This window comes from Shewanella sp. ANA-3 (assembly GCF_000203935.1).
GTDB lineage: Bacteria > Pseudomonadota > Gammaproteobacteria > Enterobacterales > Shewanellaceae > Shewanella.
Genome location: NC_008577.1, coordinates 3,944,758 through 3,960,551 on the forward strand (window position 1 = coordinate 3,944,758; position 15,794 = coordinate 3,960,551).

A 15,794-nucleotide genomic window follows, 5' to 3' on the forward strand; every position below is an offset into this window, starting at 1 on the left:
TTTTTTATTGTTCGCTAAATGCAGGAGTTGGTGTTAAATCAACAACCCCAATCAGGCTTAGGCCTGTGGGCGCATCGCTGGGAACAGGATCACGTCACGGATAGTGTGAGTGTTAGTGAATAGCATCACTAAACGGTCGATACCGATACCTTGACCCGCTGTTGGTGGTAAACCGTGTTCCAGTGCAGTGATGTAGTCTGCATCGTAGAACATGGCTTCGTCGTCACCCGCGTCTTTCGCGTCAACCTGCGCTTTAAAGCGGCTGTCTTGGTCTTCAGCATCGTTTAACTCGCTGAAACCGTTAGCCACTTCACGGCCACCGATGAAGAATTCGAAGCGGTCGGTGATGAAGTGATTGTCATCGTTACGACGTGCCAGTGGCGAAATGTCCGCTGGGTAGCCAGTGATGAAAGTCGGTTGCATTAACTGCCATTCAGCAGTTTCACCGAAGATTTCTTCTAATAGCTGACCACAGGTCCAGAACTTCTCGATCTTGATGCCTAGGCTGATAGCCAGTTCACGCATGAATTCAAGATCTTTCACTTGCTCGTAGGTCATTGCTTGGATAGTCGCGTTGTCAGGATTGTACTTCTGAATCGCTTCTAACATGCTTAGACGCGCGTATGGGCCACCGAAATCAACAGTGTGCTCGCCGTATGGCATTTGCGCGCTGCCTAACAGTTCAATCGCGATAGAGCTTAACAGTTCTTCGGTTAAGTCCATCAGATCTTTGTAGTCAGCATAGGCCATATAGAATTCCATCATAGTGAATTCTGGGTTATGGCGTGGCGACAGACCTTCGTTACGGAAGTTACGGTTGATTTCGAACACACGCTCAAAACCACCTACCACTAAACGCTTGAGGTATAACTCTGGCGCGATACGCAGGTACATTGGCATGTCCAGCGCATTGTGGTGAGTGATAAATGGACGGGCTGAAGCGCCGCCTGGGATCACGTGCATCATTGGGGTTTCAACTTCCATGAACTCTTTTTTGATCATGAAGTTACGGATAGCTGCAACCACTTTTGAACGCATGACGAAGGCTTGACGAGATTCTTCGTTAACGATTAAGTCCACATAACGTTGGCGGTAACGGGTTTCTTGGTCGGTTAAGCCGTGGAATTTTTCTGGCAGAGGACGCAGTGCTTTAGTCAGCAGTTGGTACTCTTCCATGTTCACGTACAGATCGCCTTTACCAGACAAGTGCAACTGACCAGTTACGCCGATGATGTCACCGATATCCAGACCTTGGTAACGGTCTTTCAGATCCGCTTGAACGCCCTTTTCAGCGTAAGCTTGGATACGACCAGACACGTCTTGGATCACCAGGAATGGGCCACGTTTTGCCATGATACGGCCAGCGATGCTGGTTTTAAAACCTAAGGCTTCGAGTTCTTCCTTAGTGTTTTGACCGTATTTTTCCTGCAACTCAGCCGCTTTGTGGGTGCGACGGAAAGTATTAGGGTGAGCATTAGCGCTGCAGTTCGGGCGAATGCTTTCTAGCTTGGCACGACGCTCGGCAATCAGTTTGTTTTCATCTTGTACTTGTTCAGTCATCTTATTTCTCGTCTATACCTTTGAATTAATTACAGCCCTGATTTCAAACTGGCTTCGATAAACTTGTCCAGATCGCCATCGAGTACCGCTTGGGTATTGCGCGTCTCCACGCTAGTGCGTAAGTCTTTAATACGGGAATCATCCAATACATAAGAACGGATCTGGCTGCCCCAACCGATGTCAGATTTAGCATCTTCGGCCGCTTGCTTTTCCGCATTTTGCTTATGCATTTCTAATTCGAACAGTTTGGCTTTTAACTGCTTCATCGCCGAATCTTTGTTCTTGTGCTGTGAACGGTCGTTCTGGCACTGCACTACCGTGTTAGTCGGTAAGTGGGTAATACGTACCGCAGATTCGGTTCGGTTAACGTGCTGACCACCCGCACCCGAGGCGCGGTATACGTCGATACGTAAGTCAGCAGGATTGATGTCAATGGTGATATCGTCATCAATCTCTGGGTAAACGAATACCGAGCAGAAAGAGGTATGGCGACGGCCCGATGAGTCGAATGGCGATTTACGCACTAAACGGTGCACGCCCGTCTCGGTACGTAACCAACCGAAAGCATACTCACCGGTGAATTTAATGGTCGCGCCCTTAATGCCGGCGACGTCACCGTCGGTGACTTCCATCAGCTCAGGGCTGAATCCGTGGGCTTCGCCCCAACGCAGGTACATACGCAGTACCATGTTGGCCCAGTCCTGTGCCTCAGTACCGCCACTGCCCGATTGAATGTCTAAGTAACAATCGGAGGCATCATGTTGACCAGAGAACATACGGCGGAATTCGAGTTCGGCCAAACGGCTCTCTAAATAATCCAGCTCTTTGGTGGTTTCATTGAAGGTGTCTTCGTCTTCTTCTTCGATGGCAAGTTCTAGCAGACCTTCAACGTCTTCAAGACCTGCGTCCATATCATCGATAGTTTTGACAACGGCTTCGAGGCTGGCGCGCTCTTTACCTAGGGCTTGAGCACGTTCTGGCTCGTTCCACACCTCAGAACTTTCAAGTTCACGGCTGACTTCTTCTAGACGCTCATGCTTAGCATCGTAGTCAAAGATACCCCCTAAGAAGCTGCGTACGCTCGGCAAGCTCCTTAATTTTGAATTTTACTGGATTAACTTCAAACATGGATTTTCAACTTCGCTTTATTTTTGCCGTTTCAATGGATTTTCCATCAAAGGAGGCGGCGATTAACAGTATTTGCAACCGCGCATTTTAACCTAACAACGGCTGTAAACCTAGGGCGTGTTGACACTTCAGGGCGATTTTATCAGCCTAAAAAGCACCGCTGGCGCCAGCAGATTAACAGACAAAGCCGAGTTAAGACTGTGATCCTACATGAAATAACCCGTTTAACGCCTCATTCAAACATAAATTTGAGCAAGCTAAACAGTGATAATCACTAAAAACCTCAAAGGATTAAGCTAGATACAGATAAATCAAATATAAAACACCAAGTAAATCACAACTTTCCACCAGCAAACCTTCATCAGCGCACAGTCTGATACGGGTTTGTGATGACAACGGCAATTTAGCGTCAAACTTCCCCCGCCCATAAGCGTCTTCTAAAGCGCTCTAGTTATACTCAAACCCACCTTAAGCCTGCCGCTTTACGCCAATGCAGCAAGCACCCTACAAATATAAAAGGCCTTGGGATGATAGAACTTAAAATCGACAATCACAGCGTCACGGCCGAGCCGAACGATAACCTATTACAGGCGGCCCGTAAGGCGGGCATAGCCATTCCGAGCCTGTGCGACCCAACGGATGCGACACGGCAATTGGGCACAGCTCCTAACGCCGATAAACAGGACTGCAACCTCTGCCTAGTGCAAATCGAAAATACCGATGCCAGCCTGCGCTGCGTTAAAGCCTGTGAAACGCCCGCCGAAGCGGGCTTAAAAGTCATCACACAATCGGCATATTTAACTAAACAGCGCCAAGCTGCATTGAGCACGATTTTAAGTGACCACTTTGCCGATTGTGAGGCCCCCTGCCAGCAGGCCTGCCCTGCGGGCGTCGATGTACAAAGTTACCTGTACCACATTGCCCAAGGCGACCACACCCAAGCCATTAAAGTCATTAAAGACACTCTGCCGCTGCCGCTGTCGATTGGCCGAGTCTGCCCCGCGTTTTGCGAGAGCGAATGCCGCCGCGGCCTCGTCGATGACCCCATTGCCATTCGTCAACTTAAGCGCCACGCCGCCGATTTAGACTTGGCCGATGACGAGCAAGGCAATAGCTATCAGCCGCCGCGCCTCGCAGACACAGGTAAGAAAATTGCCATTATTGGCGCGGGCCCAGCAGGCTTAAGCGCGGGTTATTACCTGTCAAACCAAGGGCATAATGTTGAGATATTTGAAGCCATGCCCAAGGCGGGCGGCTGGCTGCGCTACGGGATCCCCGAATACCGTTTACCTAAGGCGATTCTCGATAAAGAAATCGAGCTGCTGTGCCGCAATGGGTTAACCATTCATACGGATACTCGCCTCGGCCATGAAATTCATTTAGCCCAACTGGTCGCCGATTTCGATGTGGTGTGCCTCGCCATCGGCGCCCAAAAAGCGGTACCGATGAACTACAAAGGCTCTGCGCTTGCGGGCTGTTACCTTGGGGTGGATTTTCTTAAGGATCATTGCCTCGATAAGCAATTGAAGTTGGGCAAAAAAGTCGCCGTCATTGGCGGCGGCAACACCGCCATCGACTGCGCCCGCACCGCGGTGCGTGAAGGCTGCGATGTCACCTTAATCTACCGCCGTACCCGCGCCGAAATGCCCGCCGAAGCCTACGAAGTACACGAGGCAGAAGTCGAAGGCGTGAAATTCCACTTTTTAACCAATCCCATTGAAAATCATAGTGATGATAACGGACGAGTACAGTCAGTCACCTTTAGCAAAATGACGCTCGGTGAAGCCGATACCTCGGGCAGACGCGCGCCAGTAGACACAGGAGAAACCTTTACCGAGGCCTTCGATACTGTTATCGCCGCCGTCTCCCAAGCGCCGGATCTGAGTTTTATGCAGGATCCTATGGGACAACTCAGCCAGGGTGAACTGGCGCTGAGCCGCTGGAACACGCTAATTGGTTGTGAACAAACCATGTCATCGGGTGTAGAAAAACTGTTTGTGATGGGCGATGCCCGCCGCGGCCCAGCGACTGCCGTAGCCGCCATTGGCGATGGCCGTAAAGCGGCAATCGCTATTGATAAGATGCTAAAAATTGGCCTTAGCTGCGATTTACATGCCCATGCGTTTAACTCGGTTAAAACCATTCCAAGCGCCCTCATTCCAAGCGCCCTTAAGCAAACCGAAACAAGCTCAAAAGCAGGGTCAACGCTTTATCCCCATACGCCGCGTCAGCTCCGCCTGAAGATGCCCGAACTCACAGCGCTGCAACGGCTGCTGAATTACAGTGAAGTTGAGCTAGGTTTTCCCGCCGATGCCGCTATGCAAGAGGCGGCACGTTGCCTCGAGTGCGCCTGTCAGGCCAATACCGACTGTAAGCTGAGGGACTACGCCACGGATTACGGTGTGGAGGCCAAAAGCTTAGCCACTGAAAATGCACGGCATTTCAGTGTGGATAAGAGTGCGCCCTTTATTCAATTCGATGCCAACCGCTGTATTAGCTGCGGTAAATGCGTCGATGTGTGTCAGCAGCAGAGTGGCCACTGCGCGATTCAATTTAGCCAAGATTCCTACCAGGCGCTGCCGCAGGAAATGACTCAACACATGGAGCGCCGCGCGCCGAGAGTCGGCTTTAGTGCGAGCATGGCCGATAGCCACTGTGTGCAATGTGGTAACTGTGTACAGGTTTGTCCGACGGGGGCACTGGTCGATGCCCGGGATAAACGTCAGGGGGATTGTACAGAGTTAAAAACTGCCTCAACGATTTGTACTTACTGCGGCGTGGGCTGCCGTCTCGACCTTAAAATCGACCCCAACGCCAATCGCATTCGCCATATCGAAGGCAATAAGGACTCGGTCGTTAACCAAGGCATGCTGTGCGTTAAGGGACGTTTTGGCTTCGATTTTATTCACAGCGACAAACGCCTCACTACGCCACTGATCCGTAAAAACGGCGAGCTACAACCGAGTAGCTGGCCCGAAGCCATCGCCTATGTGGCAAAACGCTTAACCGAGATAAAACAAAAAGATGGCAGCAATGCCCTCGCCAGCCTCGCCTCGGCCAAGGCCACCAACGAAGATAACTTTGTGCTGCAAAAGTTTGTTCGTAGCGTTCTTGGCACCAACAATATCGATCACTGCGCTCGCCTCTGCCATTCATCGACGGTAACAGGCTTGCAGCAGAGTATTGGTAGCGGCGCCATGACCAATGATATTCCGAGCATCAAAGACTCAGACGTCATCTTTATTTTAGGGTCGGATACCACCTGCGCTCATCCGATTATCGCCTCGAAAATTCAGCAGGCGGTGATGCAGCACGGGGCGCGTTTACTGGTTGCCGATCCAAAGCGGGTTGGCATTGCCGAAAAGGCCGAGCTGTATGTCGCCCATAGACCGGGCACGGATGTGATGCTACTCAACGCCATTATGGCGGAAATTATTCGCCACGATTGGCAGGATAAAGCCTATATTGCCGAGCGCACCGAAGGCATTGAGGCCCTCTATGCAGAGTTAGCCAAGGACGATTATTCCCTCGAAAACGCAGCGCTTATCACGGGCGTAAAAGCCGAAGATATTGCCCGCCTCGCGCGGACCATAGGCACAGCCGAAAAGACCGCGGTTTACTACGCCATGGGCATCACTCAGCATACGACGGGGCACGATAACGTCACCGCCATTTCTAATTTGCAGTTACTTTGCGGCAATATTGGTGTGTCAGGCGCGGGCATTAACCCACTTCGCGGCCAGAGTAACGTCCAAGGTGCCTGCGACATGGGCGCCCTACCCAACTATTTTACTGGTTACCAAAAGGTCACGGATCTTCATGCCAGAATGCGCTTCGAAAACCATTGGCAAACACGGTTATCGGGGGAGATTGGCGTCACCGCCACCCATATGATGCACGATATTGCCAAGGGCAAAATTAAAGCCTTGTATGTGATGGGTGAGAATCCCGTGCTCAGCGACCCCGACCAAGCCCATGTGCTTAATGCATTGAGCCAAATCGAGTTTCTGGTGGTGCAGGATATCTTTTTAACCGAGACGGCCGAGCTTGCCCATGTGGTCTTACCCGCCGCCGCATTTGTGGAAAAACGCGGTCACTTTACCAATACCGAGCGTCGTGTACAGCGACTCGAGCAGGCACTCGCCTCACCGGGTGAAGCCTTGCCCGATTGGCAGATAGTGCAAGCAGTCGCTAACGCCATGGGCGCTAACTGGGACTATACCAACGAAGAAGCCATCTGGCGCGAAATCAACGAACTTACTCCGCAGTATCGCGGCATTCGCTGGGACAGATTAAGTGCCAATGCCGAAGGTCAAATCTCCCAAGGGATTCAATGGCCCTGTCCAGATGAAACCCATCCCGGAACACCGATTATGCATCAGAGCCAATTCACTCGAGGCTTAGGCTTATTTACGCCTGTCAGTTATCGCCTACCTGCTGAAATGCCCTGCAACGAGTATCCACTGACGCTCTCAACAGGGCGGCTGTTGGAGCAATTCCACACTGGCACACTCACCCGTAAGACTCCTGGGCTGGATTTACTCGGCGCGCCTAAGGTGATGATTTCGGTTTATGATGCGGAGCAACTAGGGATAAACAATGGCGATAAACTTCGCCTCACCACCCGCCGCGGAGAGATTGAAATCGATGCCTTTGTGACTAAACGCGCCCAGGCGGGCGTGCTGTTCCTGCCGTTCCATTTTGTGGAAGCGGCGGCGAATAAGCTCACTATCAATGCCTTAGATCCTGTGGCTTATATTCCCGAATATAAGGTCTGTGCGGTCAGGGCGGAAAAGGTGACAGCAAGGGTGAGTGAACCAGCTTAAGACTTACGCAACTAGCCCCTGCAAGGGATAGACCCATCGCTGGATATAAAAAACGGGAGACAATGTCTCCCGTTTTTCATTCGCGAATTTAATTAACTTGTTTAATTAGATGAGTTAAATCTTAAACTGCCCCACCAATTTACCGAGGTTAATCCCTTCCTGAGACACGGTTTGACTCACCTTGGCCGCATCTTCACTGGAATGCAGCAGCTCGTTAACGATCTCTTGGATGGCATAAACGTTACGATTAATTTCTTCGGTCACAGAGCTTTGCTCGGTCGCCGCCGTCGCAATCTGGGTACTCATATCATTAATCGCGGTTACCGCCGATGTCACAGAGCCTAAGCTCTCGGAAATAGCGCGGGAAGAATCCACCGAGCGCACGCAGCTCTGCTGGCTCTCGTCCATGGTTTTAACTGCGACCGAGACTAACTTATGCAGCTCAGAGAGCATTTCGTTGATTTCTAAGGTACTTGCCTGAGTACGGCTGGCAAGATTACGCACTTCGTCGGCCACCACGGCAAAACCACGGCCCTGTTCACCGGCGCGGGCCGCTTCAATCGCAGCGTTAAGGGCCAGCAGGTTAGTTTGCTCGGCAATACCGCCAATCACAGACAACACACTGTTAATTTTTTGCGATTGCTCACTTAAGGATTTAATACTGCCCGCAGCATTGTTGATTTGCGACATGAGTCCAGCAATCTCTTCGAGCGAGGCATCGACACAGCGCTGGGCATTTGCCACATCACCCGTCGCCGCTTGGGTCGCCTCGGCCACTTGGGTGGTATTTTGCGCCACTTCACTCGCGGTGGACGACATCTCGGTAATAGCCGTCACCACTTGGTCTGTCTCGTTATTGTGGCTCAGCAGCTGGCTCGACATCACTTTGGTTTGATCGTGAATCGCATTGGCGGCGGATTTCACCTTAGCCGTTGCGTTTGCCACATCGCCAATAATGGTTTGCAGCTTATCGACAAACAAGTTAAAGGCTTGACCTAACTGAGCAATTTCATCCTCGCCCTTCACGCTTAAGCGTTTGGTTAAGTCACCTTCACCCTTAGCGATATCATTCAGGCTATCCGCCATATTCTTAATCGGCACCACCATACGATGGGCGGCGACCATGATGATAAAGGCCGTGATCCCCGTCAGCACGAGGGCGATTAATAGGATCATGAAGGACTTATCGGCCATTTGTTCGGTTACGGTTTGGCGGTAATCCTCGACTACGGCTTCGATATCGTCGATATAAGCCCCTGTACCTAGCATCCAGTCAGTACCTGGAACCATCATCACATAGCTAATCTTCTCGATTTGCTCGTTAGTATTAGGCTTTTGATAGTAATAGGAAAAGTTACCGTCACCACGTTTGGCCGCATCCAGCAAACCAACGATGATCTTAGTACCGCGAGGGTCGGTCATATCGATTTTGTTTTGCCCTTCAAGATTAGGCATCAAGGCGTGGAAAATGTTTTTGCCTTGGGAATCATAAATAAAGAAATAACCCGCGCTGCCAAAACGAATATCACGCAGAGCTTGGTTCACATTGCCTTGGTCTTTCAATGACAGTTGATATTGCACAATCCCTGCAGCAATTTCGGTCGCTTCTTTGATTTGTTGTTTACGTTCGCCCACCAATTTCGTTCTAAAGGTCACCACTTCTTCCGCGAGAGATTCCTGCTCGACGTAGTAGGAAACGGTCATCAGCACTAATAAGGTCAAGATTAGGGGGAACAAAGACAACAGCAGTAGTTTATTACGCAGGCTTAAATTCGACATGCTTGCTTACTCCAGGGTGATCGAGCTTATATTTTTTTATATTTTTGAAGTATAGCCAAAACAGTGCAACATCTTTGCGTTTAACTTAACAAATATCGTATTAATTTCAGGCACCAGCTTTAGGAAGTCATTCGCTTAACCAAGTAATATCAATCCGATACCACACAGGCTAAAGCCTAAAACCAATAGCAGCATCTGCGGTTTGAAGAGCTTTAACGCACCAAAACCGAGCAGGACGATGGCCATATCTACACCAGATAACACCCCTTGGGTAAACACGGGTTGATATAGCGCCGCCGCGAGTAATCCCACCACACAGGCGTTGACACCGGCAAGCATACCGGCAATCTTGGGTCTGGCGGCAATTGCATGCCAACTCTTTAAGCCCACCAGCATCAATAAAAATCCCGGTAAGAAGATAGCTAGAGTTGCGATAACCGCGCCGACAAAGGGATTATCTAGCATCATTTCTGCGCCAAGGAAGGTCGCAAAGGTGAACATAGGCCCAGGCACGGCTTGGGCAAAGGCATAGCCAGTGAGGAAGCGATCGCTACTCAGAGAATCGCCAACCGCAGTCTCAAGCAATGGCAGCACCACATGACCGCCACCGAAGACTAAACTGCCAGTGCGATAAAACTCACCGAAGATCCCAGCTTCAACGCCAAGATCTAAAGCAAAAAAGCTCCCCACAAACAAGGCGATAAATATGCCTAAGCTCAGATAATTCAAACGAATGGGTTCAGGTTTTTGAGACTCACTCTCGGTTGCACTCAAGAATGATAAGCCTAAAAGCGCGGCAAGGATTAACAGCGCAATTTGGGTCCATAAGAACGGGAAAATCAGTATGCTCGCGGCGCTGCCAAGCATCAATAAGCGCGCGGTTTTGCGCTGGCAAAACTGGCTGAACATCGCTAGCACTACATCCGCAACCACGACCACAGCCAACAGCTTTAAGCCATGGACTATGCCCTGCATATAATCGTTACCTAACCAAGCGGCGGTGGTTATAGCCAGCAGATACATCAATACAAAGGATGGCAAGGTAAATCCGGCAAAGGCGGCTATGGCGCCGAGCAGTCCCCCCCTATGGTAACCAATGGCAAAACCGACCTGACTCGAGCCGGGTCCCGGCATAAATTGGCTTAAAGCCACTAAGCTGGCATAACGTTTATCATCGAGCCAACCGAGTTCGTTGACAAAGGTTTGCCGAAAATAGCCGATATGCGCCGCAGGCCCGCCAAAACTCATCAGCCCAAGGGTTAAAAAACGTAAGAATATCTGCAGCATATGCTTTGCCTTTCGATGCATAAAGTTAGCGAGATTATGCCATTAAAAAGACATTTTGATGAAAAGGAAATACTGCTATAACGAAAGAGCGCCAAGCCATAGAAACAAAAAAGCCGGCAAAATCCATTTGCCGGCATCCTAAATTCAGGATAAATATCAATTGACTAGGCAGTCAAACCCATGATTAGTGAGTTTTTCTTCTTCTGATCAATGCCCCGAGAGCCAGTAGCATAGATAAACCACCTAAAGCACCACCGCTGCTTTCTTTCGCAGGAGTTTCTGGTGTAGTCGGTGTTACAGGCGCAGTCGGCTCAACACCATCGGATTCAACGGTCAGCATAAAGCTGGTGCTCGCTGCATCGGCTGGGTTTTCCACATCACTCACAGTCACTGTGACTTCTACATCGCCGTGGAAATTAGCTTCTGGTGTAATAGTGATAGTTGAACCTGAAGTGTTGCCATTTACCACAGCGCTGATGTGCTCACCCGTTACGGTGATCTTATTCACGCTGTTTTGCTCGTCGGCAAACACAACCTTCAGACCTTCTAAGCTCGTGTTTTCCGCAATCGTTTGGTTAGCAATGCGAGCCACAGTGATGTTACTTGGTACAGTGACTGTGCGTGACATGCTGATGTTCGCCATACCATCAATCTGACTGACCGCATCCACAGTTAAGGCTTTACCTGGTGCATTTGTAGTGACTTTAGTCCAAGCCGTCACTTCAAATTGTGATGACTCAGGACCGACGTAGTCGTAACAAACAACTAAACCATTGCGGATCTTGTCCTTCAGGTTGTTCCAAGCGTATTGCTCACCCTTATAACCACCATCTGGACCTAGCTTAGATAAAGCGCCTTTGAAGCCCTGCAGACCGATAGAACCACGGTCATCTTGGCTACCATAGTCGATATTGTCATAGGCCATGATCAACTCGTACTCACCGTCACCAAAGCGGGTGTTAACATTGAACAGCAGTTCGAAGTCGAATCTGTCGTCACGTTCTTCCCAACGTTTAGCATTGGTCGTTGGATCGTTAGATAACTGACCATAGGAACGAGCATTATCCCATTCAATAATGCCCCAACCATCGGAAGTACTACCAATCGTAATACCCGCCACTTCAGAACCGTGAATTAATGGCACGCTCATCAGATCTTGAACGGTATATTTGTAGTCAAATGCACGCCATAACACCCCGATACTCGCCCATGGCGCATTGTTGTACGGGAAGATGTCATGCCAAGGGAAGAAAATCTTCTCATTTTGGTATAAGTTGATGATACCCGTACCTAAAATTTGCAGACTATTGTTATTCCAAATGTTCATGGTATCGGCATTGTTATACAGGTGGTAACCCGTCGTGTTACCGCTAAACAAGGTACTGATCGGGATCTGCACACCGTTTTGGTAACGAATGTTGTTAGTGCCACCTGTTACAACTTTGCCATTAGCGCCAAGCGTTGTTGGCTCAAAACCACTGTAAGATGGCAACAAACCAAACTCTTCTAAGTCAACGTAACCACCTGGGTTGCTGTTACCAAAGTTTGGTGTACGGCACAGTGGGTCTGTTTCATTAGTGGTGATATTGTAATGGGCATAATCACCTAGCGTGTTCGGTTGAACGCCGCTGATGGTCAGCTTTTTACCTTCAACTTTGATGTCTTTAACGATAGCGCTTGATGAGCTATACACATCTTCCGCTTTCAGGCTTAAGCCTTCTGGAATGGTTGCTTCGATGCTAAAGGCGCGGTCCGCACCCGAGTCGTTTGGCTGAACCTCAAAGGTAAATGGCAGGGTTTGACCTACTAGCGCCTTAGTTTGGGTGGTATCTAAACTAACGTCATCCACACCGCGGTTCAGTTTAAAGGCCACTTTACCTATGTTACCCGCATTTACTGCAGAAGTACCAAAGTCAACTAGCGAATAGTAAACATCACCCTCGCTCATCTCTGGGATATCCCAGTTAACCGTGATATCAACCGCATCGGTACCATTACTGGCAGGGACTTCAACCCCCATATTGCTGGCAACTCGGTCAGACAAAACTGTTGTTGTATATTGGAAGGTTTCCATTACACCGGCGTTGAAGTTGTTAGAGTCTGAGCCTTTTCTTGGGTTATAGAAAACGGCCCAATAGGTACCTTCATCTGGGTTATTGATATTACAGAAGTTATTGTAGATAGCATCGTTCGACACGCAGACGATTTCTTCTAACGGATCTGGCTGACCGTTACCGTTATAGTCCTTACCCACATAAATTTGAATGTTACCTTTATTCCAGTCCCCCTCTAACGGAGACTGCATTTTGCCTAAAACTTCAACAATCAGACGACGACTATTGGCTGGTACATCGATCATCTCAACGTGAGTTGCTTCATCGATAACATTCTTAATATCATCTCCAGCAGGAACTTGAAGTAAATCCCACGGGTAGATATTTTCATCATCCTTTGGCAGGGTCGCCGTTTTAATGGTAGCTTTCGCGGGTTCAAAAATACGACCGTGAATGCTATCACCTTCAGGTAAATCAATCCCCTTAAATACGGCACTGGCGTTATTACGGTGCGCCGTCGTTCTTAAGTATGATGGCATATTGTTGTTATCGTATTTGAATACGATTGGCCAATGGGCCTCTGGTGCACTCTCTGTCGATTCAGTAAAAATCAAGTTCGAATGCAGCTCTACTTCGGCGTTACTAAACAAATCTTGGGTGTCCATGATTGAGGCTTCAATCACGATATCCAGGGTTTCACCTGCCTTCAGCGTAAATTCGCTTGGATAGGCTTTGATGGTGACACCGTTCTGATTAGCTTGTTTTTGTGAGTCTACATTCCAGTTGATCACATCACCGTTAGTCACGCTCCAACTGCCGTCTTTAGTCGCGCGAATGGTACGGATCCATTGACACTTTGGTTTACATTCAAAGTTGACTAATTGTGGAATGTTCAGCTTATGCAGTACGCCACCATTATTAGGGTTAGCCGCTTTGAAGTTATCGATGGTTTCATCCATCACAAAGCCTGCATTAATCGCATTTTTCACGTTAATACGGCCAGTACCTGCACGGTAGGTTGAAGCCAGCTCAACATCACCTGTTGAAGAGTTCAAACGACGATATTGAACTTTGTTCTCCGTCGTCATTGCCAGTGCAGATTGTACTTCTGTCGCAGTCCAATCTTTATGGGCTTGACGAATCAATGCCATAGAACCTGCAACATGTGGCGATGCCATTGAAGTACCGCTGATCATCGCAAAGTCACTTGATGGCGAGGTAGTATCGAATGGATGCTCGTCAGCATAGGCAGCAAAAATATCAACACCAGGCGCAGCAACCGCTGGGATCAGTGCTTCAGGCGTTGAAGTACTTGGACCACGTGATGAGAAGGCCGCTAACCAATCGGCTTTAGATGGATCGAGAGTACGCTCAATGTCAGTGGCAGTGATAGTGATGACTTGGTCAGTACCATTTCTTAACCAAGTGTATAGTCCACCGCTGTTAGACGTCCCCCAATTTTCTTGGGTGATATGAATTGAAGGTACAGAGTAAGATACAGCAGGAACAATCGCTTCACCGGCTGCATAGTTATACAGGATCATACCATCGGCGCCGCCAGCCTTAACGTTGTCGGCTTTCACGCTACGGGCTGTACCTGTAGTGCTGGTCGTACTGTCACGACGACAGGCTACAATCACGTTCTCATCGGTAGGATTACCATCGGCATCCTTCCAAACGAAGGTATCGGCAGCGAATTTATTGGCGCAATATTGATCACCATGATTTGCAGCCATTACCACGTGGCCAGTCACAGATTCGTTGTTGATCACGCCGCCGGAAATTTCAGTCCAAGTTGGAACTGTTGAACCACCAACTGGATTTACCAGTTTTGTTGTAATATCAATTACGCGATCATGGGTAGTTGCAGCAACACTCAATAACCATGGTGAAGCATGGTCAATTTTACCGAAGTATTCCGCTGAGCCATTGTATTGGCCTGAGTTACCCGCCGCAACGGCAACGGAGATACCGGCTTCACGGGCAGCAAGGAAGGCTAACTCAACATCGCTCGCCCAAGGATTCGACTCTTGACCACCGATAGAGAAGTTAATCACATCTACGCCATCTTTGATCGCGTCTTCAATACCCGCGACCAATGCTTCGCCTGGACAACCCGCGCCAATATGGTTATCGGGATAACACACTTGGTAAGAAACAATGTTCGCATGGGGTGCAACACCACTGATACTTGGGAAGAGACCGGCTTTGATAACTCGGCCATCCGAAGCTTCCGTGTCGCTCACACCCGCAAGGTAATCAACGTTTAATAGCACGTTACCCGCAGCAGTTGACGCGGTGTGTGAACCATGTCCTTGGTAATCCTCACCCACAGCAGGACGAGTTACCTCATAGTTACCATTGGTAAAGTTATCGGTAATGATTGGGTATGAACGAACACCGATTAACTTATCGTTACACAGACTCTCAAAACCGACCTTGGTACAATCACCGACATATTTACCGGCTGTCCAAGGGTTTTCGTGTTTGTAGCCATCATCGCCGATAGCGGCAAATGAGCGGTGATCCGTATTTACACCAGTATCGATGATACCCATGATAATACCTTCACCTTTATAAGGCAGGCCGTCAGGTGTAGCAGTACCAGTCCAAATTTTGTCTGCTTCGATCAGTTGTGGACCGGCATCAGACTGTAATTCATAGGTTTTTGATAAACGAACGGAGGCAACATTAGGAAGCTGGGCAACACGTTGTGCCTCTTCCTGGGTCATCGCGATAGAGAAACCGTTTACCGCATTAGTAAACTGTTGGCGAGCTTGACGCGCACCTACATTTGACTGAATGTCAGCCAGTACTTGCTTTTGGGTGTTAAGCAATTGTGCACGGTAATTTTGTACGGCACGGTTTGCAGGTTGACCCGCAACATACAGCTTAGATGCCTTAGATGAGCGCGCTTGAGTGGTATCCGTTCCTAACAGTTCTGCACTTACCTGTGCCAATGGCTTTTGGTTTAATCGAACAATATAAACCTGCTCACCAGTCAAACCTTCCTCATATTGAAACTTACGCACTTGAGGATTGATTTGAATATTTACCCCAACGCCCTGCTGAGTCGATTCAGTTTTAGCTTGCTGGGTATTTATTTCATTGATCTGACCCGTCCTAAATAGCGTTGACACTTTTCAAACTCATTTTGGAG

Annotated in this window: 6 protein-coding genes; 1 reads left to right on the forward strand and 5 read right to left on the reverse strand. The window is 49.1% G+C overall.

Annotation, left to right across the window (positions count from 1 at the left end):
* Positions 1–57: 57 nt before the first annotated feature.
* Both lysS and prfB read right to left on the reverse strand, forming a co-directional pair.
* A complete protein-coding gene (gene lysS, locus SHEWANA3_RS17290; protein WP_011621622.1) occupies positions 58–1,560 on the reverse strand; it encodes a lysine--tRNA ligase in 1,503 nt (500 codons plus the stop codon).
* 29 nt (positions 1,561–1,589) lie between these two features.
* Positions 1,590–2,688 (reverse strand): peptide chain release factor 2 gene (prfB, locus tag SHEWANA3_RS17295; RefSeq protein WP_161629216.1). Its coding sequence is split into 2 segments (ribosomal slippage): positions 1,590–2,612 and positions 2,614–2,688, totalling 1,098 coding nucleotides; the frame shifts between segments, so codons are not numbered across the junction.
* A 527-nt stretch (positions 2,689–3,215) separates the two neighbouring features.
* Here prfB and fdhF point away from each other — a divergent pair.
* A complete protein-coding gene (gene fdhF, locus SHEWANA3_RS17300; protein ID WP_011718104.1) occupies positions 3,216–7,514 on the forward strand; it encodes a formate dehydrogenase subunit alpha in 4,299 nt (1,432 codons plus the stop codon).
* Between the two features lie 114 nt (positions 7,515–7,628).
* On the opposite strand, the gene SHEWANA3_RS17305 is transcribed toward fdhF, so the two are convergent.
* From SHEWANA3_RS17305 to SHEWANA3_RS17315, 3 genes are all read right to left on the reverse strand, one after another.
* On the reverse strand, positions 7,629–9,293 hold the full coding sequence (locus SHEWANA3_RS17305) for a methyl-accepting chemotaxis protein (protein WP_011718105.1): 1,665 nt from the start codon (positions 9,291–9,293) through the stop codon (positions 7,629–7,631).
* 135 nt (positions 9,294–9,428) lie between these two features.
* Positions 9,429–10,580 (reverse strand): chromate efflux transporter, encoded by a 1,152-nt coding sequence (gene chrA / locus SHEWANA3_RS17310; RefSeq protein ID WP_041412773.1) that lies wholly within the window; start codon positions 10,578–10,580, stop codon positions 9,429–9,431.
* A gap of 184 nt (positions 10,581–10,764) precedes the next feature.
* Positions 10,765–15,774 (reverse strand): S8 family serine peptidase, encoded by a 5,010-nt coding sequence (locus SHEWANA3_RS17315; protein ID WP_011718107.1) that lies wholly within the window; start codon positions 15,772–15,774, stop codon positions 10,765–10,767.
* Positions 15,775–15,794 lie beyond the last annotated feature (20 nt).

Bases quoted from the DNA above. Each gene is read 5' to 3' on its own strand.
- lysS (WP_011621622.1), bottom strand. From the start codon at position 1,560: ATGACTGAACAAGTACAAGATGAAAACAAACTGATTGCCGAGCGTCGT.
- fdhF (WP_011718104.1), top strand. From the start codon at position 3,216: ATGATAGAACTTAAAATCGACAATCACAGCGTCACGGCCGAGCCGAAC.
- SHEWANA3_RS17305 (WP_011718105.1), bottom strand. From the start codon at position 9,293: ATGTCGAATTTAAGCCTGCGTAATAAACTACTGCTGTTGTCTTTGTTC.
- chrA (WP_041412773.1), bottom strand. From the start codon at position 10,580: ATGCTGCAGATATTCTTACGTTTTTTAACCCTTGGGCTGATGAGTTTT.